25 protein-coding genes, 1 tRNA gene and 1 pseudogene are annotated in these 22834 nt (G+C 68.3%); 17 read left to right on the top strand and 10 right to left on the bottom strand.

The genetic code is table 11. From position 1 onward, the window contains the following. Positions 1-4: 4 nt before the first annotated feature. The 4 genes from L0C25_RS06170 to L0C25_RS06185 all read right to left on the bottom strand — a co-directional run bounded on the left by L0C25_RS06170 (position 5) and on the right by L0C25_RS06185 (position 3152). Positions 5-598, bottom strand: coding sequence for a class I SAM-dependent methyltransferase (locus L0C25_RS06170; protein WP_271635559.1), 594 nt, complete (start codon positions 596-598; stop codon positions 5-7). Then, positions 595-1638 (bottom strand): L-glyceraldehyde 3-phosphate reductase, encoded by a 1044-nt coding sequence (gene mgrA, locus L0C25_RS06175; RefSeq protein WP_271635560.1) that lies wholly within the window; start codon positions 1636-1638, stop codon positions 595-597. Before mgrA ends, L0C25_RS06170 begins: the two co-directional genes overlap by 4 nt. 28 nt (positions 1639-1666) lie before the next feature. Beyond that, the gene (locus L0C25_RS06180; RefSeq protein WP_271635561.1) at positions 1667-2446 is read right to left on the bottom strand and encodes an HAD-IIA family hydrolase; all 780 of its coding nucleotides are present in this window, start codon (positions 2444-2446) and stop codon (positions 1667-1669) included. A gap of 103 nt (positions 2447-2549) precedes the next feature. Then, positions 2550-3152 (bottom strand): TetR-like C-terminal domain-containing protein, encoded by a 603-nt coding sequence (locus tag L0C25_RS06185; protein ID WP_271635562.1) that lies wholly within the window; start codon positions 3150-3152, stop codon positions 2550-2552. Between the two features lie 62 nt (positions 3153-3214). Between L0C25_RS06185 and L0C25_RS06190 the strand changes: the two genes are divergently transcribed. Next, positions 3215-3628 (top strand): hypothetical protein, encoded by a 414-nt coding sequence (locus tag L0C25_RS06190; RefSeq protein WP_271635563.1) that lies wholly within the window; start codon positions 3215-3217, stop codon positions 3626-3628. A 17-nt stretch (positions 3629-3645) separates the two neighbouring features. Here the strand turns inward: L0C25_RS06190 and L0C25_RS06195 are convergent, their stop codons facing one another. Then, positions 3646-4587 (bottom strand): alpha/beta hydrolase, encoded by a 942-nt coding sequence (locus L0C25_RS06195; protein ID WP_271635565.1) that lies wholly within the window; start codon positions 4585-4587, stop codon positions 3646-3648. A gap of 183 nt (positions 4588-4770) precedes the next feature. On the opposite strand from L0C25_RS06195, the pseudogene L0C25_RS06200 reads away from it, so the two are divergent. The 9 genes and pseudogenes from L0C25_RS06200 to L0C25_RS06240 all read left to right on the top strand — a co-directional run. Then, positions 4771-4833: pseudogene (locus L0C25_RS06200) on the top strand (hypothetical protein); the annotation flags it as partial. Between the two features lie 331 nt (positions 4834-5164). Continuing rightward, positions 5165-5731 (top strand): NAD(P)/FAD-dependent oxidoreductase, encoded by a 567-nt coding sequence (locus tag L0C25_RS06205; protein WP_271635566.1) that lies wholly within the window; start codon positions 5165-5167, stop codon positions 5729-5731. 58 nt (positions 5732-5789) lie between these two features. Next, positions 5790-6467: a response regulator transcription factor gene (locus tag L0C25_RS06210; RefSeq protein ID WP_271635567.1), complete on the top strand. Its 678-nt coding sequence runs from the start codon at positions 5790-5792 to the stop codon at positions 6465-6467. After that, positions 6454-7803 (top strand): sensor histidine kinase, encoded by a 1350-nt coding sequence (locus L0C25_RS06215; RefSeq protein ID WP_271635568.1) that lies wholly within the window; start codon positions 6454-6456, stop codon positions 7801-7803. Before L0C25_RS06210 ends, L0C25_RS06215 begins: the two co-directional genes overlap by 14 nt. Positions 7804-7882: 79 nt before the next feature. Then, positions 7883-8278, top strand: coding sequence for a PepSY domain-containing protein (locus tag L0C25_RS06220; RefSeq protein WP_271635569.1), 396 nt, complete (start codon positions 7883-7885; stop codon positions 8276-8278). A 103-nt stretch (positions 8279-8381) separates the two neighbouring features. Then, a tRNA-Arg gene (locus L0C25_RS06225) sits at positions 8382-8457 on the top strand. A gap of 50 nt (positions 8458-8507) precedes the next feature. Further along, entirely contained in the window at positions 8508-9065 is a 558-nt protein-coding gene (locus L0C25_RS06230; RefSeq protein WP_271636798.1) for a dihydrofolate reductase family protein, read from the top strand. A gap of 247 nt (positions 9066-9312) precedes the next feature. Further along, positions 9313-9855: a type IV toxin-antitoxin system AbiEi family antitoxin domain-containing protein gene (locus L0C25_RS06235; protein ID WP_271635570.1), complete on the top strand. Its 543-nt coding sequence runs from the start codon at positions 9313-9315 to the stop codon at positions 9853-9855. A gap of 136 nt (positions 9856-9991) precedes the next feature. Further along, complete coding sequence (locus L0C25_RS06240) at positions 9992-10798, top strand: nucleotidyl transferase AbiEii/AbiGii toxin family protein (RefSeq protein ID WP_271635571.1); 807 nt, start codon at positions 9992-9994, stop codon at positions 10796-10798. 101 nt (positions 10799-10899) lie between these two features. Here the strand turns inward: L0C25_RS06240 and L0C25_RS06245 are convergent, their stop codons facing one another. Beyond that, a complete protein-coding gene (locus tag L0C25_RS06245) occupies positions 10900-11727 on the bottom strand; it encodes an alpha/beta fold hydrolase (protein ID WP_271635572.1) in 828 nt (275 codons plus the stop codon). A gap of 70 nt (positions 11728-11797) precedes the next feature. Between L0C25_RS06245 and L0C25_RS06250 the strand changes: the two genes are divergently transcribed. After that, positions 11798-12748, top strand: a complete 951-nt coding sequence (locus tag L0C25_RS06250; RefSeq protein ID WP_271635574.1) for a GlxA family transcriptional regulator — start codon at positions 11798-11800, stop codon at positions 12746-12748. Between the two features lie 89 nt (positions 12749-12837). Here L0C25_RS06250 and L0C25_RS06255 read toward each other — a convergent pair whose 3' ends face one another. Further along, positions 12838-13833 carry an NYN domain-containing protein gene (locus L0C25_RS06255; protein WP_271635575.1) on the bottom strand — a complete coding sequence of 332 codons (996 nt, stop codon included), beginning with the start codon at positions 13831-13833 and terminating at the stop codon, positions 12838-12840. A 139-nt stretch (positions 13834-13972) separates the two neighbouring features. Continuing rightward, positions 13973-14194 (bottom strand): hypothetical protein, encoded by a 222-nt coding sequence (locus L0C25_RS06260; protein ID WP_271635576.1) that lies wholly within the window; start codon positions 14192-14194, stop codon positions 13973-13975. A 159-nt stretch (positions 14195-14353) separates the two neighbouring features. On the opposite strand from L0C25_RS06260, the gene glsA reads away from it, so the two are divergent. Together glsA and L0C25_RS06270 are read left to right on the top strand one after the other, a co-directional pair. Continuing rightward, entirely contained in the window at positions 14354-15625 is a 1272-nt protein-coding gene (gene glsA, locus L0C25_RS06265; RefSeq protein ID WP_271635577.1) for a glutaminase A, read from the top strand. Positions 15626-15715: 90 nt separating this feature from the next. Next, positions 15716-16318 carry a helix-turn-helix domain-containing protein gene (locus L0C25_RS06270; RefSeq protein WP_271635578.1) on the top strand — a complete coding sequence of 201 codons (603 nt, stop codon included), beginning with the start codon at positions 15716-15718 and terminating at the stop codon, positions 16316-16318. Here the strand turns inward: L0C25_RS06270 and L0C25_RS06275 are convergent. Then, positions 16299-16958: a DUF1028 domain-containing protein gene (locus tag L0C25_RS06275; protein ID WP_271635579.1), complete on the bottom strand. Its 660-nt coding sequence runs from the start codon at positions 16956-16958 to the stop codon at positions 16299-16301. The genes L0C25_RS06270 and L0C25_RS06275 overlap by 20 nt on opposite strands. 136 nt (positions 16959-17094) lie before the next feature. Between L0C25_RS06275 and L0C25_RS06280 the strand changes: the two genes are divergently transcribed. The 4 genes from L0C25_RS06280 to L0C25_RS06295 are packed head-to-tail and all read left to right on the top strand — an operon-like array spanning position 17095 to position 22226. Next, a complete protein-coding gene (locus L0C25_RS06280) occupies positions 17095-18645 on the top strand; it encodes an ABC transporter substrate-binding protein (protein WP_271635580.1) in 1551 nt (516 codons plus the stop codon). Between the two features lie 10 nt (positions 18646-18655). Next, positions 18656-19690: an ABC transporter permease gene (locus L0C25_RS06285; protein WP_271635581.1), complete on the top strand. Its 1035-nt coding sequence runs from the start codon at positions 18656-18658 to the stop codon at positions 19688-19690. Further along, positions 19687-20607: an ABC transporter permease gene (locus L0C25_RS06290; RefSeq protein ID WP_271635582.1), complete on the top strand. Its 921-nt coding sequence runs from the start codon at positions 19687-19689 to the stop codon at positions 20605-20607. Before L0C25_RS06285 ends, L0C25_RS06290 begins: the two co-directional genes overlap by 4 nt. Next, complete coding sequence (locus L0C25_RS06295; RefSeq protein ID WP_271635583.1) at positions 20604-22226, top strand: dipeptide ABC transporter ATP-binding protein; 1623 nt, start codon at positions 20604-20606, stop codon at positions 22224-22226. Before L0C25_RS06290 ends, L0C25_RS06295 begins: the two co-directional genes overlap by 4 nt. Positions 22227-22252: 26 nt before the next feature. On the opposite strand, the gene L0C25_RS06300 is transcribed toward L0C25_RS06295, so the two are convergent. Then, positions 22253-22834 (bottom strand): helix-turn-helix domain-containing protein, encoded by a 582-nt coding sequence (locus L0C25_RS06300; RefSeq protein WP_271635584.1) that lies wholly within the window; start codon positions 22832-22834, stop codon positions 22253-22255.

Below are 22834 nucleotides of genomic sequence, written 5' to 3' on the forward strand. Positions count from 1 at the left end.
ATGCTCACGGGGCGGATGCTGGCTTGGTCGCCCTGCCGCCGATGTACGGCGACCGGACGCCGAACCCCATCGGCAGCTCGAACCAACGCAGCTCGTCGATCGCCAGATCTGATCGCTCGATCGCTTCCCAGGTACGCCGCCGCGGATCGCAGCCGTGGTCGACCACCCGAGAGACCGGCGCCCACGCCCGCGCGGCCCGGTTGCTCCACGTACCCGCCGGCGGCACGACATGCTCGAAGAACACGAACGCGCCCCCGGGCCGGAGAACGCGGACGACCTCGGCCAGTACGCGTTCCTGGTCGCGAACGGAGCAGAGCACGATCGTCGCGAGTACCGCGTCGACGCTCGCGTCCTCGACGGGCAACCGTTCCGCCCGACCGGCAAGCACGTCGGCGGTGCCGCGGAACCGATCCGCCTTCCGCCGCAACGCGCGGCGACGCGATGCCGACGGCTCGAGCCCGATCCAACGGTCGGCCCTGGCCAGGGACTGCAGGTTCGCCCCTTTGCCCGCACCGATCTCGAGCACCGTACCCGTGAGCGAGCCGATCAGCTCGCGCTTCAGGGAGTCGTACGCCGCGGGCGTACCCAAGGTGCTCATGCCTCGCTGGACGCCGCCCAGATGTTCAGCTGCCCGTCGACGGCGTGCTTGTCGATCTCGCTCAGCTCCGCGTCGTCGAAGCCGAGGTTGTCGAGCGCGGCGACGTTCTGCTCGAGCTGGGTGACGCTGCTCGCGCCGAGCAGCACACTCGTCACGCGCTGGTCGCGCAGCGCCCACGCGATCGCCATCTGTGCGAGGGACTGCCCCCGCCGCTGCGCGAGGTCGTTGAGCGCGCGTACGTGCGCGAGGTTCTGCTCGCCCAGCATCGAGCCGCTCAGCGACTTGTCCTGCGCCGCGCGGGACCCCTCCGGTATGCCGTCGAGGTACTTGTCGGTGAGTACGCCCTGCGCCAGCGGCGAGAACGCGATGCAGCCCGCACCCTCGTTCTCGAGTACGTCGAGCAGCTCGTCCTCGATCCAGCGGTTCAGCATCGAGTACGACGGCTGGTGGATCAGCATCGGCGTACCCAGATCGCGCAGGATCGCAGCGGCCTCGCGCGTACGCTCCGGCGAGTACGAGGAGATGCCGGCGTACCGTGCCCTGCCCGAGCGCACGGCGGTGTCGAGTGCGCCCATCGTCTCCTCGAGCGGCGTCTCGGGGTCGAAGCGGTGACTGTAGAAGATGTCGACGTGGTCGATGCCCATCCGCTGCAGGGAGTCGTCGAGGCTCGACAGTAGGTACTTCCGCGAGCCGAGGAAGCCGTACGGGCCGGGCCACATCTGCCAGCCCGCCTTCGTCGAGATGACCAGCTCGTTGCGGTACGCCGCGAAGTCCTCGCGCACGATGCGCCCGAAGTTGATCTCCGCCGAGCCGTTCGGCGGACCGTAGTTGTTGGCGAGGTCGAAGTGCGTGACGCCGAGGTCGAATGCCCGGCGGAGGATCGCCCGCTGGGTCATCAACGGCGAGTCGTCACCGAAGTTGTGCCACAGGCCGAGCGAGATCGGCGGCAGGTGGAGTCCGCTTCGACCGACGCGGCGGTACGTCAGCCGGTCGTACCGATCGTCGGCGGCGCGGTAGAGATCGAGCGGCCCCTCGGCCATGCTGTGCCTCCTGGTGCTGGTGCGGTTCTCAGACGAGCTCGACGAGGTCGGCGACCGAGTCGACGACTCTCCATGGACGGTACGGGAAGCGCTCGATCTGCTCGCGGCGAGTACTGCCGCTGAGCACGAGTACGCTGCGCAGCCCGGCCTCGAGCCCGGCGATGATGTCGGTGTCCATCCGATCCCCGACCATGACGGTGGTCTCGGAGTGCGCCTCGATGCGGTTCAGCGCACTGCGCATCATCAGCGGGTTGGGCTTGCCGACGAAGTACGGATCGACGCCGGTCGCCTTGGTGATCAGCGCCGCGACGGAGCCGGTGGCGGGCATCGGCCCGGCCGGCGAGGGCCCGGTCGAGTCGGGGTTCGTGGCGATGAACCGGGCGCCCGCCTCGATCAGCTGGATCGCCTTGGTGATCGCCTCGAAGGAGTACGTACGCGTCTCGCCGAGCACGACGTAATCGGGATCGCGTTGGGTCATGATGTAGCCGATGTTGTGCAGGGCGGTGGTGATACCCGCCTCACCGATCACGTACGCGGACCCCTCGGGGCGCTGGTCGTCGAGGAACTGGGCGGTGGCGAGGGCCGACGTCCAGATCGCCGACTCCGGAACGTCGATGCCCGAGACCGCGAGCCGGGCGCGCAGGTCGCGGGGCGTGAAGATCGAGTTGTTGGTGAGCACCAGGAAGCGACGGCCGGATGCCACGAGGCGCTCGATGAACTCCGGCGCACCGGCGATCGCCTTCTCCTCCTGTGCGAGGACACCGTCCATATCGGTCAGCCAGGACACGATGGGCTTCGGTTCGGTCATGACGCCAGTATCCCAGCCCGGCGCCTCTCCCCCCTGACCCGCACGTTGTTGCGGGAAACGCCGGGCGTGTCCCGCAACAACGTGCGGCCCACGGGGCCACGGCTCAGGCGTACGTACGCCAGCCGTCGACCACGGCACGTACCGCCGTCTCGAAGAACTCCGCCGGGTCGGTCGCGGCGGACGGGCGGAACGCTCCGAGCTCGAGCGTCACCAGCCCGTGCACATTGGCCCAGAGCGCTGTTGCGATGGCATTCGCGTCCGGGTCCGGTGGGAGCAGCCCCTGCGAAGCGGCCCGGTGCACCGCCTCGACGAGCGGCTCGAACGTCCGGGCCGCGCAATCGCCGAGCTCGTCGGGCATCTGGTCGGGCGCGGCGAAGTCGCCGAACATCATCCGGTACGCGTTCGGGTCGGTGAGCGCCGTCTCGCGGTACGCACGCCCGAGCGCGACGATGTCGTCGAGCGGATCGTCGCCTGCCCCGACCCCGCGCTGACCGGCACCGAGCCGGTCGAACGCGCGCGCGTACAGCCCCTCCGTCAGGCCGGGCATGCCCCCGAAGAGCGTGTAGACAGCGGTCGTCGACGTGTTCGCCCGCCGCGCGAGCGATCGTACGGACAGCGCGCCGACCCCTCCCGCGGCGACGGCCTCGGCGGCGAGGTCGAGCAGTCGGTCGCGGAGCGCAGCATCGTGGATTCGTGGGCGGCCCATGGTTGACAAGAGTATCGTAACGATGTTTTTATAACAACGTCACAAAACTAGAAGGGGACCATATGCTCGAGCTCAGCTCCGAGGCAAGCACACTGGCCGGCATCCTGTTGCTCGCCCTCATCACCGTCGAGTCGGGCGGCGCGTACCTCACCGCGATCTCGCGCGGCAAGGCTCCGGCGACCGAGTTCCAGAAGTCGTACGCCCGCGCCGGTCACGGGCACGCCGGGATGTTCGTGACGCTCGGGATCGTGACGGCCGTACTCACCGATGCCACGACCCTCGACGGCGGCTGGGCATGGCTCGCCCGCACGGGCGTACCGATCGCGGCGATCGTGATGCCCGCCGGGTTCTTCTTCAGCTCGATGGGCAAGGACCGCACGACGCCGTCGCGCTGGTGGATGCTGATTCCGGCAGGGGCCGCGTTCCTGACCGCGGGCCTCGCCACGCTCGGCATCGGGCTGATCGCCGCGGCGTGACTCCGGCGTCGCGCCGGCTACAACGTACGGACGAACGACGCGATGTCGGCGATGGCCGCTCGGCTCTCGGGGACGAGGTTGCCGAGGACCGGGAACGCGTGCACCTGGCCGCGCCAGACCCGCAGCGTGCACGGGACGCCGGACGCCGTCAGCCGCGCGGCCATCGACTCGGCGTCGACCCGCAGCACCTCCGAGGCCGCGACCACGATCATCGATGGCGGTAGTCCCTCGACGTCCTGCTGCAACGGCACGCTCGCCGGGTCGAGCGGTTCGCCACCGGCGGCGAACGCGTCGGCCAGGCGTGCGATGCGCGCGCCGGGGAGGTACGCGTCGCGGCGCAGGTTCGGATGCGTGAGTACGTCCTGCGAGTAGAAGTCGAGCAGAGGTGACAGGGCGACCAGGCCGCCCGGCAGCGGCAGGCCGGCCTCTCGAGCGGCGAGCGCGACCGCGAACACGAGGTAGCCGCCGGCGGAGTCACCCGCGAGCACGATCCGATCGGGATCATGACCCGCGTCGAGCAGCAGCTCGTACGCCTCCAGGCAGTCGGCGATCGAGCGCGAGATGGGTGCCGACGGGAGCTGTCGGTACCCCACCGACAGGACCGGGCGCCCGGTGGCCTCGGCAAGGCGCGCGACACCTCGGCGGTGCGTGTTGAGGCCGCAGAAGACGAATGCGCCGCCGTGGAAGTACAGGATCGGGGAGTCCTCGTCGGGCTCGCCCGAGCGCACCCACTCGCCGCGGAACCCGTCGAACTCGACGGGCTCGACGCTCGCGTACCGGGGCTTCGGCGTGAACCGCATCGCGAGGTCGAGCGCGGAGGCCGCGACCAGCCCGGGGGCGCAGATCGGCCAGGCCCGCAGGACCGGCCGGGCGACGGTACGCGCGGCCGCGTACACGACTCGGGCGCGGTACGTCGCACCCTCCGGATTGGCAACATGTGTCGGCAACACGGCAGTCATACCTGCGCCTCCTCCCGCCCCCGCGGTCGTCAACCGCCTCAAACTAACAGTGATCGGCGTCACAACGAGCCACATTCGGCGCGCGGACGGATAACGTTTCGGGCGCGCCAGCGGCGATCGCGCGACGTCTCCCCGGCGCGCGTAGGATCGAGCGGTATGGCCGACTCCCCGGGGCGATACGACATGCTGATCATCGGCGCTGGGCCGGCGGGCCTGTACGGCGCGTACTACGCGGGGTTCCGCGGATTCGGCGTGGCGGTGCTCGACTCGCTGCCCGAGCTCGGCGGTCAGGTTTCGGCGCTCTATCCGGAGAAGCTGATCTACGACGTCGCTGGTCTCCCCGCGATCAAGGGACAGACGCTCGTCGACGACCTGGCCAAGCAGGCGGCATCGGCGGAGCCCACGTACCTGCTCGGTCATCGGGCCGAGGAGCTGCAGGTCAACGACGACCACGTCGAGGTGACCACCCACCGCGGGATGGTCGTCGAGGCACGGACCGTGCTGATCACCGGGGGGCATCGGTACGTTCACGCCGCGACCGCTGCCCGATGCCGAGAGCTTCGAGAAGCACGGCCTGATGTACTTCGTACCGTCCCTCACCGAGCTCGCCGGCCTCGACGTCCTCATCGTCGGAGGCGGCGACTCGGCGTTCGACTGGGCACTCAGCCTCGAGCCCATCGCCAGCTCGGTGACGCTGATCCATCGCCGCGAGAGGTTCCGCGCACACCAGGGCACCGTCGACAAGGTGCGCGACTCGACGGTGCGGCTCCTCACCCCGTACGAGGTCGCGCGTCTGCACGGCGACGGCCGCATCGAGGGTGCAGACATCTTCTGCAACTCAGACGACGGCGGCGTACGCGAGCGACTCGACGTACAGGCGGTGGTGGCCGCGCTCGGATTCAAGGCCGACCTGGGTCCCTTCACGCGTTGGGGGCTCGAGCAACGCAAGCGCCACATCGTCGTCGACCAGGCGATGCGGACGAGCCTCCCCCGCGTGTTCGCGGCGGGTGACATCGTCGAGTACGACGGCAAGGTGAAGCTGATCTCTGTCGGGTTCGGGGAGGCCGCGACCGCGGTCAACAACGCGGCCGTGGTGATCAACCCGGATGCCCATGTGTTCCCGGGCCACTCCTCCGACCCGTAGGCCGTTTCAGCGCACGTTCAGCCGGCTGCGACACGATGGGCGTCCGAAGGAGGTGCAGATGCGCGTACTCGTTGTCGAGGACGAGCGCCGTCTCGCCGACGGCATCCGGATCGGGCTGGCGGCCGAGGGGTTCGCGGTCGACGTCGCCCATGACGGCACCGACGGGCTGTGGCTCGCCCGCGAGAACCCGTACGACGTCATCGTGCTCGACATCATGCTGCCCGGCATGAACGGCTACAAGATCTGCGAGACGCTGCGCGGCGAGGAGAACTGGACGCCGGTCCTGATGCTCACGGCGAAGGACGGCGAATGGGACCAGGTCGACGCGTTCGACCTCGGCGCCGACGACTACCTCACGAAGCCGTTCTCCCACCCGGTCCTGGTGGCCCGGCTACGGGCGCTCGTACGCCGCGGCGGCCCGGAGCGCCCGACCGTGTTGGAGGCAGGAGACCTGCGGCTCGACCCAGCGGCCAAACGCGCATGGCGCGGCGACGCCGAGATCGACCTGACCGCTCGAGAGCTCGCGGTGCTGGAGTTCCTCATCCGACATCGCGGCGACATCGTGTCGAAACGCGACATCCTCGGCAACGTATGGGACTTCGACTTCGACGGCGATCCCAACATCGTCGAGGTGTACGTGCGCCATCTACGTAACAAGGTCGACCGACCGTACGGTCGCAACGCCATCGAGACGATGCGCGGGGCCGGCTACCGATTGGCGCGTGACGGTGGCTGAGCGGCGTCGGCGATGGTCGCTCGCTCGCAGCTCGGTGCGCCTGCGAACGACGGTTGTCGCGACCCTCGTCGTCGCCTTGGCAATGGGCGTCGGAGCGATCGCGCTCGTCGGGCTGTTGCGCGACTCACTGCGCGACAGTGTCGAGGATGCGGTCGACCAGCGGCTCGAGACGACCGTCGACGCCCTGGAGAGCGGGCAGGCTCCGGCATCGGTTGTCGGTGACGATGACGACCGGTTCGTACGCGTGCTCGGCCCCGACGGTCGGGTCGTTGCGTCGAGCGGCGACGACGATGCGCCCCGAGTCGGCCCGGACGTCGACGACTCGACCACCGCGGAGTCCTCCGAGGGCGAACGATTCCTCGTATCGTCCGACGATGCCTCGGTCGATGGCCAACAGTTGACGGTGATCGTCGGCGAGTCGATGGAGGATGTCGACGAGTCCGGGTCGACGGCGACGCGGCTGCTCGTTGTCGGCGTGCCGATCCTCGTCGTACTCGTGGGCGTCGCGACGTGGTTCGTGGTCGGGCGAGCGTTCCGTCCCGTCGACCGGATCACCCGCGAGGTCGATGACATCACCGGCGCCGACCTGGACCGTCGCGTCTCCGCACCGCCGAGCCGCGACGAGATCGGTCGGCTCGCGCGGACGATGAACCGGATGCTGGTGCGGCTCGAAGCTGCGCAGCGGCGGCAGCGGGAGTTCGTCTCCGATGCATCACACGAGCTTCGCTCCCCGACTGCGGCGCTACGACAGCATGCCGAGGTCACGCTCGCGTACCCGGGCCAAGTCACCGCGGACGAGCTCGCCGAGACCGTGCTGGCGGAGAGCGTCCGGTTGCAGCGCATCGTCGACGCGCTGCTGCTGCTCGCCCGGATCGACGAACGTTCACAGGCCGTCGAGGCGCGGGCGGTCGACCTCGACGATCTCGTGCTCGCCGAGGCCCGCAGGGTACGCGACGCCGACGGGATCGACGTCGACACGAGCGCGGTGACCGCGGCCCGCGTACGAGGCGATGGAGCCCTGCTCGCCCAGGTCATCCGCAACCTCGTCGACAACGCGACTCGGCATGCCGACTCGAGGGTTGCACTCGGCGTGCGCGAGGACGGCGACGGCGTCCTGCTGAGCGTCGAGGACGACGGTCGGGGCATTGCGCCCGACCAGCGCGAGCGGGTGTTCGACCGGTTCGTACGGCTGGACGAGGCGCGGGCGCGTGACGATGGCGGCAGCGGGCTCGGCCTCGCGATCGTACGAGCGCTGACCGAGCTGCACGGCGGGACCGTCCTGGCGGTCGAGGGCAGGCTCGGCGGGGCGCGGTTCGAGGTCCGATTGCCTTCCTGAACCGACCTTCAGCGCCATTCAGGTGCCGTTCAGCGGCCTCCCTGCAGAGTGGAACCGTCAACAAGGACGGGAGGAACTCATGAAGAAGAAGACGATGGTCATCGGTTCGTCTGTTGCGGCCGGCGTACTGCTGATCGGCGGCGTCGCGGCGGTGAACGCGACCGGCCAGCCGGGTTTCGGCGGCGACGAGCGCGACGACCAACCGCTGACCGGCAGCACGCTCGATAAGGCGAGTGAGGCGGCTCTCGACTCCGTCGGCGCCGGCAAGGTCACAGAGTCCGAGCGCGGCGACGATCGCGGCGTCTCGTACGAGGTCGAGGTGACGCTGTCCAACGGCAACCAGGTCGACGTGGAGCTCGACTCCGACTACCAGGTCGTCTCCAAGGACTACGACCACGCCGACGGCGACGACAGTGACGGCCCGGACGATGACCGGAACGACGACGATGCCGATGACGGGCAGTACGACGACTGACGTACCCGCTCTCGCCGAGGTACGGATTCCCGCCAATGGCGACTCGCCCATGGGCACGGATCCGTACCTCGGCGAGTGCCGATACCCTGGGCAGGGCAGTCAGGCCTCCGTAGCTCAGGGGATAGAGCACCGCTCTCCTAAAGCGGGTGTCGCAGGTTCGAATCCTGCCGGAGGCGCCAACATTTCCGCGGGGCGATGAGTTCACGCGAGTGGGTACGTCTCTGTGGACATGGGCAATAGAACGGTAGTTCTCAAAATGGTCACGTCCCTCGACGGTTTCGCCACCAGCCCCGACGGGACCCATGAATGGATGTTCGAGTGGTTCGGCGACGACTCGGGTGAGTGGAACCGCCGCGCGCTCGAAGAGGCCGGCGTCCATGCGATGGGCCGCTGCAGCTACGAGCTCATGGGCCCACACTGGGCCGCGTCCGAAGGGCCGATCGCAACCGCGATGAACGAGAAGCCGAAGGCTGTCTTCTCTCACACCCTGGAGAAGGCGGAGTGGGGACCGGCCGAGATCTTCGGCGGCGACCTCGGAGCAGGGATCGCGGACCTGAAGACTCGAGACGACGAAGGGACGATCCTCGTCCACGGCGGGCCGGACTTCGCCAAATCGCTGACCCGTCTGGGCCTTGTCGACGAATACCATCTGATGATGGTCCCGATTGCGATCGGCGCGGGGCACAGCCCGTTCGGCGACCTCGGACAGCACCTGAAGCTGAGTGTCGTAGAAGAGGAACGCTTCCAAAGCGGAGCCCTCGCGCAGATCCTCGTGCCGAAGGGCTGAACGACCGCTCAAGCTGAACGGTGCGGCCACGGCTCGGGGCGATCAAGGCGTATCGTCGGATTGACATAACGCTGTTCGCGATCTCGTTGGCCCGACGCAGCTCCGCGTTCTCCTTCTTCAACGCCTTCAGCTGTGCAGCCGGAGGGCCCTTCTCGCCCGATGCGGGCGGCACGACGAGACCAATCGTGTCAATACCTTCAGATTTTGCTAAGGTTTTGACGTGGCGTTGCTGACGAAGTTGGAGCGATTGCGCGAGGTCGCGCTGGACCAGCACGGGTTCGTCACGACGACGCAGGCGATAGATGAGGGCGTGTCCCATGCAGAGCTGTCGACGATGGTCACCCGCGACCGGCTGGAGCGGGTCGCACACGGTGTCTATCGGGTGCCGCAAGTCGTGGAGACGGAGTTCGATCAGTACCAGCTGGCCGTATTGTGGACCGGCGCGCCGGAGACCTGTCTGAGCCATGACACGGCACTTGCGGCCTGGGAGATCAGCGACATCAACCCGGACCGAATCCACCTGACCGTTGCACGCCATCGCCGCATCCGAAGGCACGGTGGCGAGCAGTACGTCATCCACCACGCAGATCTCGACCCGAAACAGCAGACATGGTGGCAAGGCATCCCGACGGTGGACGTGCCCACGGCCATCGGGCAGTGCATTGACGAAGGGGTGCCGACGTACCTCATTCGGCAGGCCCTGGATCGAGCAGGCCGCACCAGCAGCCTGCCAACCACCGAACGCGACCGCCTAAGCACAGAACTCGGAGCACGTGATGGCCAAGCATGACCTCGCAGGCCTCGCGGGGTCGCTGAGCGAGTTGCCGGCGAAGAACAAGAGGCCGAACTCCGCTCGGGTACTCAACGCCTGGATCACCCAAGCGCAGGATCGCCTCGGGACGGCGGGCCCGCGGCTCGGCTGGCTGGTGGCCGCGACCGTGGTCTCCGCCACCCTGCAACGAGTCCTCGACAACTCCGGCTCGCCGCTGTTCCTCTTGAAGGGCGGCACAATGCTGCAATATCGCCTACCTGGCATGTCTCGTACCACCCAGGACATCGACGGCCTGGTCCGCGGCGACATCGACACCTTCCTAACAGAACTGGACCAGACACTCGCCGAGGCGTGGGGTCCGCTGACGCTCGCGCGAGCCGAGGTGCAGACCATCGACGTACCGCACCGGCTGGTCAAACCGCGCCGCTTCGATGTCATCGTGCGCCTGAACGGCGTGACGTGGCGCCGTGTTCAGGTCGAAGCGTCGCCGGATGAGGGTGGCGCCGGTTCGCTATCGGAGCCAATTACCTCGCCGTCCCTAGCCGGGTTCGGCCTCCCCACCCCGGACCATCTGACCAGCCTCTCGATGCGGTACCAGATCGCGCAGAAGGTGCATGCATCGACCGATCCCCACGATCCACCGGCATACATCAACGATCGTGCCCGCGATGTTGTCGACCTGATTCTCCTTCGGGATTTGGTTGAGGCGACCGGAGATCCGTCACTGGCGGAGGTCCGGGTCGCCGTCGAGGATGTCTTCACCGCCCGAGCCGCCGAAGCAGAAACGATGGGCGCCCCGCCACGTACCTGGCCTGCAGCATTGACAGCCCACCCGCACTGGGATCCGAGCTTCACCAAAGCCGCCGAGTCGGCCGGGCTGACACTTGCGCTGACCGAGGCGATCGCGCAGGTCAACGCGTGGCTCGGCCGTATCGCATACGCCGAACCACAGCACACCTGAGGTCGACGGCGTAAGCGACCACGGGGCTCGCATCCGAGTTATCGGGACAAGTCGCGGCACGGTGATGCTGAGGGAGCGGCCTTCCCCAACCTGGCCTACGTCTACGCCGCGAAGAAGTCGGCGAGCGCGCGGCCGATTCGGTCGGGGGCGTTCTCCATGGGGATGTGATCCGCATTGGGGATGCGGATGAGCGTGGTGCGGGGCATCTCCGCGGCGAACCGTTCGGCGTATTCCACCTTCTCGTGGAGGTCGTTCTCCCCCCAGATCAATAGCTTGGGCGTGGTGGACCGCTGCAACGCGGGAACGAGGTCGAGGGTGTAACGGTTATCGGCCGCGCCCGCCAGGGCCATCCAGGAGCGGCACACCCGCTCATCGGTCCACGGATCCGCGTAGTCCGCGACCAACGACTCGGTGGCGACATCGGCCAGCACCCTCGTGATCGCCTGCCGACGGGCGTCGAGCACTCCCTCGCCCGTGTCACCGTCCCGGAATCGGGCCACGTGGGGCGCGGGCCACGAGTCGTAGAGGACCGAGTTGACCAAGGCGAACCGGGACACGTCGAGCCGGTCGTACGCAAGGAGGTGCTGGGCGATGGCGCCGCCGATGTCGTGTCCGGCCAGGGCGACGGGGCCGGAGAGGTTCAGCGCCGCGACGAATCGCGTCACCCAGTCGGCGAGGGCCGGAACCGTGGCCGTTGCCGGGGTCAGCTCGCCTCCTGAGCGTCCCAGCCCGGGGAGGTCGACCGCGATCGGCCGCAGCCCCGCGTCGGCGAGGTGGTCCAGCACGGGAAGCCAGACTCGGCTCCAGTACGTTCCATGCAGCATCAGCACGGGCGGCGCGCCCTGCCGCCCCGCGGTCAAGAAGCTGGCCGGCTCGCCGTCGACCTGGACTGCCGTCCTCAGCACTGTGGTGTCCGTGGTTTCGCTCATGGGTCCACTGTGTCCTGCACGGAGCATCCGACCGAGAGTCCAGAAAGACACCTGAGAGTACAATCTTGCCATGAGTCCACATCGGGTGGTGGCCCTGCTCAATCCGCCTCAGTCGCCCTTCGAGCTCGCCTGTGCCACCGAGGTCTTCGGCACCGTCCCGCAGGGCGAGCCGGCCCGCTACGGCTTCCGGATCTGCACCGAGTACCCGGGACCGCTGCAGACCACCGCCGGCTATGCGATGGTCGTCGATGCCGGGCTGGAGGCCCTGGAACAAGCGGACACCGTGGTCGTCCCCGGCTGGCAGCCGCCCGGCGGCCCCGTGCCACCGGCCGTCACCGCGGCGCTGCGGGGTGCCCACCAGCGCGGGGCGAGGATCGTCGCCATCTGCACGGGGGCCTTCGTCCTCGCCCAGGCCGGACTGCTCGACGGCCGACGCGCCAGCACCCACTGGCGCGACACCGCCCGACTCGCCGCCGCCTTTCCCGAAGTACAGATCGACCAGGACGTGCTCTTCGTGGACCACGGGGACGTGGCGACCAGCGCCGGAACCGGCGCGGGCATCGACCTCTGCCTGCACCTGGTACGTTCCGACCACGGCGCGGCATACGCCGCCCAGGTCGCCCGGAACATGGTCCTGCCGCCGCATCGCGAGGGCAGCCAGCTCCAGTACGCCGCACAGCCCACACCGGCCAAGGCGGACGAGTCGTTGGCGCCCGTGCTGGAGTGGGCCACCTCCCGACTCGACACCCGGCTGCCTCTCGAGCGGCTCGCCGAACGCGCCGGGCTGTCCAGCCGGACCCTCGCCCGGCGATTCAGCGAACAGCTCGGCACCAGCCCAGGACAGTGGCTGCTCGGCCAACGCATCGACGCGGCACGGGTGTTGCTGGAGCAGACCGACCTGCCGGTCGAAGCCGTCGCTACCCGCGTCGGACTCACCTCGGCAGTCAACCTGCGCCGCCGCTTCCGGGCGAGTCTGGGCACCACCCCCGGCGCGTACCGCCGCGCCTTCAGTCAAACGTGATGACGGCGCTGCGCTGTCGTGAGCCAGAACGCCTCGCGAGTGGGCGCAGGCCAGAATCGCCAAGTGCGCGTCGACGGCTGAACTGGCGGTCAGTGTTCGTGGAGACGTACGAGCTGGGTGTTGGTGCTGTCGTCGAGGTCGGCGACGTCGTCGCGTGACTTCACGAACTCAGAGAAGGACCGGTAGCCGAGGGCCTTCTCGCTGAACGACGGGTCCATCCGTTTCATCTGTAGCTTCACCGACGAGCTGTGCAACCAGTCCTCGTCGTCGCGCTGGTGCCCGATCCGCAGTGCGCGCTCGAACAACTGGGTGGCGCGGACCTGGTCGTCCTCGGACTCGCCAGGATCGTGAACGGGATCGTCGACGGCTGTGGCAGTCGAGGCTTCGTCCGCGTCGTCGGTCGATGCGGACTCGTCCGACCCGTCGGTCCGAGCGCCCCCGGCCGTGTCGTCCCGCCGGCCCTGGCGGCGCCGCCGCGATCGGCGTGCAGACCCACCGGCACCGTCCGACGTCTCGGCACTCGCGGCGGCCGTGACGCCGGGTAGCGAGTCGTACGTGACCAGCTCGTCACACGCCGCAGCTAACGAACGACTGGTCGATCCGGCGACACCGATGCCGACGACGTAGCGCCCGAGGCGCTTGCACCGCTGGGCGAGCGCGATGTAGTCGGAGTCGCCGGCCACGATCACGACGTGGGTGAGGTCGGGCAGCCGGAACATGTCTTCGACCGTGTCGACGGCGAGCCGGATGTCGGCACCGTTCTTGCCGTACGCGGCAGCGGGGAACAGCTGGACGAGATCGACCGCGCGTCCGACGAGCTGCCCGCGATACTCGGCATTGACCCTCGCCGACCAGTCGGCGTACGCCCGGGTCAGCACGAGGGTGCCGTAGGACGAGGCGAAGTCGATCACTGCGCCCACATCGACCGCGGCTTCGGCGAGCCGGTCACCGAACTCCGTCCCGTCGGCGTCCCGAGACCTGTCGCGCTGGAACTGGTGACGGCCGTGGACCTGGTCATAGCGGGAGATGACGATGTTGTCGAAGTCGATGTAGACGGCGACACGCGCGTCACCCGAGTCGGTCATACGGAGCCCTCCTGGTAGGGACGTACCCAGTCTGCCCCACGTCGCTCACCGTCCGCACGCACACGACGCCGACGCGGCCCGCCGCTGCGCAGGTCGCAGATCGGAGCGCTACGGTGCGATCTTCACCTACACGCTGGCGCTAGAGCCGCTCCATCTTGTGGAAGGGACTGGCGACGCGGACGGTTTGAGATCCGAAGTTCACGGTCACCGCACTGCCGTCCTGATCTATGACGCGACCGACGCCATACGTGTCGTGCGAGACGCGGTCCCCAACGGCGTACTGCTCGATGACCTCGGCGGGCTTGGGTTGGAATGGACTGCTCGCAAGGTATCGCCGCTTGGCCGGCATTCGTTTTGTCATCGGCTTCAGTATGCGCGCTCCGGGCGGCGGCCGGTTGTGGGGACGGCAGAAGGTCCTGGGGTAGCCGACCCCAGAACGCGCCGCGTCGTCGTACGAATCCACCGTCACCCGCCCGGTGCGGCACGATTGGGTCAACAGCCGACGGCCGAAGGGGCACGCGTGCGATCACCGATCCTCGACTATCTGGATGAAGTAGTCGCCGACACCGCCCATATCGACTCCGGGGTACTCGCGGACTACATACCCGAGCTCGCCGCTGCCGACCCGGGCCGCGCGGCCGTCGCATTGTGCACGGTCGGCGGGACGGTGTACGCGAGCGGCGAGACACACCACGAGTTCAGTATCCAGTCGATGTCGAAGCCCTTCGCGTACGCGCTCGCGATCGAGGACAACGGGCTCGACCACGTAGTCGAGTGCGTCGGGGTGGAGCCGAGCGGCGAGGCGTTCAACGAGCTGTCCCTCGATCCCGATACCGGCAAGCCACGCAACCCGATGATCAACGCCGGCGCGATCGCCACCCATGCGCTCATCCGTCCGGACGGCGCGTTGCCGGTCGACCGGTTCCTCGGTTACCTCTCCCGGATGGCCGAACGCGACATCGCGCTCGACGAGGCCGTGGCGGAGTCCGAGCTCGCGACCAGTAGCCGCAACCTCGGACTCGCGTACCTCCTGCACGCCTCCGGCAACCTGGCCAGCGAGCCGCGGCAGACGGTCGAGGGCTACGTCCGTCAGTGCGCCGCGTCAGTGACCGTCAGCGATCTCGCGCTGATGGCGTCGACCCTGGCGAACGGCGGCATCCAGCCCAACACCGGCGAACGCCTGCTCTCCCGCAAGGGCTGCCGGCAGGTCCTCAGCGTGATGGCGTCGTGCGGCATGTACGACGCCGCCGGCAACTGGCTGACGAACGTCGGCATCCCGGCGAAGAGCGGGGTCTCGGGCGGCATCATCGGCGTGCTGCCGGGGCAGGTCGGCGTCGCGGTCTTCTCGCCGCGTCTCGACGAGCACGGCAACAGCGCCCGCGGCATTGCGATGATGGATCGGCTGTCCGCGGACCTCGAGCTCCATCTGATGGAGGCGGGGCGCCCCGCGCGTTCGTCGCTACGGGAGCGGCAGCAGATCGCGCTCGAGGGGCGGCCGGCGATGCTGTACGTACTCCAGGGCGACCTGATCCTCAGCAGCGTCGAGGCGCTGGTGCACGAGATCGTCGTCCATCCGCCCGAGATCGACGTCATCGTCTTCGACATGAGCCGCGTCGACGAGGTGCTTCCGGTCGCTCGGTGGATGGCCTCGGCCACCGGCGCGAAGCTGATCGACGAGGGCTACCGGCTCATCCTCGTCAACGCCGACTTCACGATCGAGGACATCGAGACGGGCGAGGGTCGCGCGGCCGAGCGCTGGACGATCGCGCAGTACCGCGCCGCGCTGACCTGATGCGGGAGCGTCGCGCAGGCCCCGTCCGAACACCACCGCCGCCGGTGGAAGATGCCGGCCAGGTATCCGGATGACACTAGTCTTGGCCACGTGACGCAGCAGCGGGACGGGGACAACAGTGACCAGCTCGGTATCGATCTGGCGGCGTTGGGTCGCCAGCTGCGAGTACTCCGCCGCCGACAGGGTCGTACGGTCCAAGCGCTCAGTGCCGAGTCGGGCGTGAGCTTCGGTCTCATCAGCCAGCTGGAACGTGGTCTCGGCAATCCTTCGTTCAGCGCACTTCACCGACTGGCCAAGTGCCTTTCCGTGCCGCTGTCGCTCCTGCTCGCCGGCGAGCAGGATGCCGCCGTCGTCCGACGGAACGAGCGAGGACAGCTCCCGATTGCGGTCGAGGAGCCTGCGGAGCAGCAAGTCGTACGCGAGCTTCTGACACCTCGTTCGTCTGCTCTGCTGCAGTTCATCCGCAGCACGCTCCCGGTCGGTTTCACGAACCAGAACCGGCCGTACCGTCACCTCGGCACCGAGTGCGTCACGGTCGAGGCCGGGCGGCTGCTCGTCGTACACAACGACACCGAGGTCGAGCTCGAACCTGGCGACTCGATGACGTACGGCTGCTCGACACCGCATTGGTGGGCGAACGCGCACGACAACGTCACGATCGTGCTGGGTGCTGTCACGCCGTTCGAGGCGTGAGGGTGTCGATCAGCCGATCGAGCTCTGTCAGCGGTTGACAGTGATCGTCGACCCGCAGGTCGACGGCCAGGTCGGGTGGCTGCCAGTCCTGCGCGTTACCGGCACCGACCTGGACCGCGGCGCTCTGCTGGCCGCGCACGTCACCGCCTGCACGCTGTCCAGCGTGCAGGACACGCACGAGAAGTCGCGCGAGCTCGCCAGCGTCATCGACACGACCGGAGTCGGCGACCTCGTCGGCCATCGCCTCCACGACCGACCCCCCGGCGACGAGATTGGCGCAAATCGCACCGCTGACGCCACCGTCTCGCGACGACGTCGAGCAGGCGCCCGCCCACACCGAGCACGCACCGCCGGTGTACGTCGCAACGCGCCCTCGCGCGTCCACGAGAGCGAGCTGTCGGTGCGCATGCCCGGCGTCGAGTGTCGGCACCTCCGCCAGCACGCCGCCCGGGGTGGACCCCGTGTTCAGCAACGCCAAGGCGCGCCCGCGCAGCGAGCGATTGGTCCAGGCCTGGCTGACGACCGCGCCGACACCTGGCCACACGGCAGGCACGCTGTTGCCGACGCCGAGCGACCGACTCGCCGTTGCCGCCGCAAGGAGTCGAGAGGCGGGAACCGCCACCACGATCGAGAACGTCACCGGGCGCCCACCAACCGGACCCGACGGCTGCTCTGCGCGGTATCCGTCACGTTCACTCCTCGATTGCCTCTTGCCAGCCACGCTCGACCCGAGCATTATGATCAAAGCATCATAATAATGATCGTCTGAGGTGAGCATGTCCACTACCCACCGACGCAGCCGCCTGCGTCCGACGCTGGGCGCGATCGCAGCGTCCGCCCTGGTCTGCGGCGTACTCGCCTCCTGCTCGGGCGGGGATGGCGTCGACATCGACGAGTCCGACGGCGGCAGCTCGGACGGGATCGCCGTCGCCATCGGCGGAGAGCCCGACCAGCTCGACCCGCACAAGACGTCGTCGTACTTCTCCTTCCAGGTGCTCGAGAACGTCTATGACACCCTCGTCGAGCCCGACGAGAACCTCGAGATGCAGCCGGCACTCGCCAAGTCATGGACGCAGAGCAAGGACCAGCTGACCTGGACCTTCACGTTGCGCGACGGCGTCACGTTCCACGACGGGTCGGATTTCACGGCGGAGGACGTCGTGTACTCGTTCAACCGGATCACGCGTAACGATCTCCCCAACGCCTACCGATTCGCAGCGGTCAAGGAGGTCACCGCCGTCGATCCGCACACCGTCCGCATCGACGTGAAGGCACCGACGCCCAACCTGCTGTCCAGCATCGGCGGCTTCAAGGGCGTCGCCATCGTCGACAAGGCGAACGTCGAGAGCGGCGACATCACGACCAAGCCGGTCGGCACCGGCCCGTACGCGCTCACCGACTTCACCTCGGGCGACCACATCGACCTCGAGGCGAACGAGGACTACTGGGGTGGCGCGCCGAAGATCCCGTCGATCCGCTATCGCTTCATCGCAGAGGGTGCCACGGCGATCGCCGCGCTCAAGGCCGGGGAGATCGCCTGGACCGACTCGATCCCACCCCAGCAGGTGGAGTCGCTGTCCGAGGGCGACGACGTCAACGTCGGCGTCGTACCCAGCAACGACTACTGGTACCTCGCGCTCAACGAGAAGCGGAAGCCGTTCGACGACGTGCGGGTTCGGCAGGCCATCGCGTACGCGATCGACCGCGATGACATCGCCCAGGTGACCAGCTACGGCAACGCCGAGGTCAACCAGCTCGCCATCCCGAAGGACTCGGCCTGGTACACCGAGTACGACACGTACTCGCTCGACCAGGAGAAGGCACGGGACCTGCTCGACGAGGCCGGCGTCGAGGACCTCGAGATGGAGCTGATGGTCTCCAGCGACTACCCGGAGACCGTCGACGCCGCCCAGGTGATCGCCGACAGCCTGTCCGAGGTCGGCATCGACCTCAAGATCCGCAGCCTCGACTTCGGCACCTGGCTGGACGAGCAGAGCAAGGGCAACTTCGACATGCTCTACATGGGGTGGCTCGGCAACATCGACCCCGACGACTTCTACTACTCCCAGCACCACACCGACGGTGCCGACAACGCGCAGGGGTACTCCAACCCGAAGGTCGACCGGCTCCTCGACTCCGCGCGAACCGAGACCGATGAGGACAAGCGACAACAGCTCTACGACGAGGCGGCGACGACCATCGCGGACGAGGCAAGCTACATCTACCTCTACAACCCGTCGGTGATCCAGGCGTACAGTCCCGATCTGTCCGGATACACCGTGCGCAGTGACCGGGCGATCCGCTGGCGAGACGCGTCGATGGACTGACGGGAGATCCATGTCCGCTCCCGAAGACACGCACCCGTCGGCGACCGCGAGTGCGGCCGGCAACCGCAGCCGTCTCGTACGAATGGCGCAGCACCCGGTCACCCGGTTCATCCTGCTACGCGGCGTGCTGCACACGGCGGTGGTGCTTCTCGGCGTGATCATCGTGACGTTCGGGTTGATGCTCCTCGTACCCGGCGACCCGGTCCGGATCGCGCTGGGCACCCGATACTCGCCCGAGGCGTACGAAGCGCTGCGCGAGGCCAGCGGGCTCGACCAACCGGTGCTCACTCAGCTCCTGAGCTACATCGGGAACGCCCTGACCGGTGACCTCGGCGTGAGCTTCCGCAGCGGCGAGCCCGTCACCGGACTGCTGCTGGAACGCCTTCCCGCCACGGCGTCGCTGGCGTTCGCCGGCCTCGTCGTCGGACTCCTGATCGCCATTCCGGCGGGGATCTGGTCGGCACTGCGCGAAGGGCGGATCGCCGACGCCATCATCCGCGTGACGAGCCAGGCCGGGGTCTCGATCCCCGACTTCTGGATGGGCATCCTGCTGATCACGCTGTTCTCGTCTACCCTCGGCTGGCTGCCGTCCTCGGGCTACGTGCCGCTCAGCGAGGACCCACTCGAATGGGCCCGGCGGCTGATCCTTCCCGCGGTCACGGTGGGAATGGTCTCGGGCTCGATCATGACCCGCTACGTGCGCTCGGCCGTCATCGAGGCACTGGCGAGCGGCTGGGTACGTACCGCCACCTCGAAGGGCCTGCCGCGCCCCCAGGTACTCAACCGACACGTCCTCCGTAACGCGGTGGTACCCGTTGTCACGATCGTGGGCATCCAGATGGCAACCCTGCTCGGCGGTCTCGTGGTCGTCGAGGTCGTGTTCGCTTGGCCAGGGCTGGGCCGGCTGACGTACGAGGCGGTCGCCGCACGCGACTACCCGCTGATCCAAGGGGCGGTGCTGCTCATGGGTGCGCTCTTCCTGCTGATCAATCTGTTGGTGGACATCCTGTACGCCGTCGTCGACCCGAGGATCGGACGTCGATGAACGCATCCCTTCCGACCGGCGACCCCTCCGCCGAGATCGACGAAGCGGTCGACGAGTCGCCGGGAACGCTGCGGCTGCTGCTGCGCAATCCCATCAGCCTGGCCGGCTGCGTCGTACTGGTGGCCGTCGTCGCGGCAGCACTGTTCGGACCGCTTCTCGCGCCGTACGGCGTGAACGACACCGACATCACGCGCGCCTTGCAAGGCCCGAGCTCGGCACACTGGTTCGGCACGGACGACCTCGGGCGCGACCAGTTCAGTCGCGTACTGGTTGCCGCCCGGGTGTCGATGGAGGTCGCACTCGTCAGCGTCGGCATCTCGCTGGTCGCCGGCGTGACGATCGGCCTGGCCGCCGGATTCCTCGCCGGCAAGACCGACAGCGTGCTCATGCGGATCGTCGATGTGCTGTTCGCGTTTCCGGTGCTGCTGCTCGCGCTCGCGATCGTCGCCGTGCTCGGCCCCGGCCTCACCTCGGCGATGATCGCCATCGGTGTCGTCTACACCCCGATCTTCGCCCGGGTCACCCGTGCCTCGACCCTCAGCGTACGAACCGAGCCGTACGTCCAGGCGTCGCGGACGATGGGCACGGGCAATGGCTACATCGTGTGGCACCACGTACTGCCCAACATCTCCGGACCGGTGATCGTGCAGACCTCATTGTCGTTGGCCTTCGCGATCCTGTCCGAGGCGGCGTTGTCGTTCCTCGGCCTCGGCGTGCAGCCGCCCCGACCGTCGTGGGGGCGGATGCTCTTCGATGCGCAGGACTTCATCGGGGTCGCCTGGTGGATGAGCGTCTTCCCCGGGCTGGCGATCCTGGTCACCACGCTCGCGTTCAACCTGCTGGGCGACGGTCTCGGACAGGTCCTCGACCCGCAGCGCCGCACCGCTCTCGCGGCGCAGGGAGGGGGTCGCCGATGACCGCCCCGCTGCTGTCTGTCAACGACCTACGCGTCGGCATCCACGGCCGCGAGATCGTGCACGGAGTGTCGTTCGACGTACGCGACGGCGGGTGCCTCGGCGTCGTCGGCGAGTCCGGGTCGGGCAAGTCGCTGACCGTTCTCTCGGCGACCGGACTGTTGGACGTCACCGGTGCCCTCGTGTCCGGCAGCTCGCAGCTGCGCGACTCCGAGGGCGTGGCCACCGCCACCGAGGTCGTCGGAGCGTCTGCCCGCACGCTGCGATCGGTGCTCGGTCGCCGAGTCGGCTTCGTGTTCCAGGATCCCGGTACGTCGCTCAACCCGCTCCTCACTCTGGAGCGGCAGCTGACCGAGGGGCCGGAGTTCCACCTCGGCATGACGCGGAGAGCCGCCCGTCGACATGCGCTCGAACTGCTCGAGTCGGTTGGCGTATCCGACCCCGACGATCGCCTGCACGCGTACCCCCATCAGCTGTCCGGGGGCCAGCGGCAGCGGGTCATGATCGCGATCGCTCTTGCGTGCAACCCGGATCTGCTGATCGCCGACGAGCCGACCACGGCCCTCGATGTCACCACTCAGGCGCAGGTCGTCGAGCTGGTCCGGTCGATGCAGGCCGAGCGCGGCATGGCGGTCGTCTGGATCAGCCACGACCTCGGGCTCATCGGTCAGGTCGCCGATGAGGTGACGGTCCTGCACAACGGTGTGGCGGTCGAGCAGGCGAACACCCGCACGCTCTTCGACGAGCCGCAGGACGAGTACACGCAATTACTGCTCGACGCTCGGCCCGTCCTCGGCACCCCACGCAAGCAGCCGGAACCGGCGGCGGAGCCGCTGCTGCGGGTCGAGGACCTCCACGTCACCTACACCCAGCGCGCCGCGACGGGCACGCGCAGGATCCTCGCGGTTCGCGGTGTCTCCTTCGAAGTCGATCGCGGGACGACGCTCGGCATCGTCGGCGAGTCCGGGTCCGGCAAGTCGACCGTCGCCGGAGTCCTCACCCGCCAGGTCGACGCGGACAAGGGTTCGGTCAGCCTCGCGGACCGCGACGTGCTCGCGGCCAACGGCCGCGAAGCTCGCACCTTGAAGCGTCGGATCTCGATGGTCTTCCAGGATCCGTTCGCCGCATTGAATCCGCGCGCGACGGTTGCGCGCTCGATATCGGAGCCCGTGCGCGTACACCGGCTCGCCGAGGGTTCCGCGCGCGACGAACGCGTACGGGAGCTTCTCGACCTCGTCGAGCTTCCGGCCGACTTCGCGGCACGCTACCCGCACCAGCTGTCCGGCGGCCAGCGTCAGCGAGTGTGTATCGCGCGTGCACTTGCCTGTGACCCGGAGCTGATGATCCTCGACGAGTCAACGGCGTCGCTCGACGTATCGATCCAGGCGCGGGTGCTCGACCTCCTGCTGCGCCTGCAATCCGATCTCGGCCTCACGTACGTGTTCATCGCCCACGACCTCGCGGTCGTCGAGCGGATGAGTAACGACGTGCTGGTCATGCACCGCGGGCGCGCGGTCGAACACCGTCCGGCGGCGGAGCTCTTCGCGTCGCCACAGGCCGACTACACCCGCACGCTGCTCGCCGCGATCCCACCGACACGTCCCCGCGCCGCGCTGACCTGACCAGATGTGGTGCCACCGACGCGCTCCTACTCGGCGTCGGCGCCGCGGAGGTGTGCGCGCTCGCCCTCGGGGTCGAAGATCGTCAACAGTTCGACCGTTCCACCCTCGGCGCCGATCGCGTGCGGGATCATCGTCGAGAACTCGGCAGCATGGCCGGTCTCGACCAGGATCGTACGCTCGCCGAGTTGCACACGTGCCGTGCCGGAAAGCACGGTGAACCACTCACGGCCGGGGTGTACGCGCAGGTCATCGACACCCTTCGGCCGGTCGGCAGGGATGCGTACCTTCGCGGCGGTGGCTCCGTTCAGCGCCTGCTCACGCGACAGCAGCCAGACCGTCCATCCGGCCTCATGGGTCGGCTCGGGCCGGATCACGACATCCCCGTCGTCGAGTGGTTCGACGAGCTCGTCGAGAGAGGTCCCGAGCGCGCGTGCGATGGGCACGAGCTGGTCGAGGGCGATCCTGCGGTGCCCGGTCTCGATCCGGCTCAACGTGGACGGACTGAGGTAGCAACGCGCCGCGAGCGCATCGAGCGACCAGCCGCGCGCCAGTCGGAGGCCGCGGATGCGTTCACGGATGACTGCGTCGATCGCGAGTTCTTGCGCCAT

The sequence above is a fragment of the Solicola gregarius genome (assembly GCF_025790165.1).
Lineage (GTDB): Bacteria > Actinomycetota > Actinomycetes > Propionibacteriales > Nocardioidaceae > Solicola > Solicola gregarius.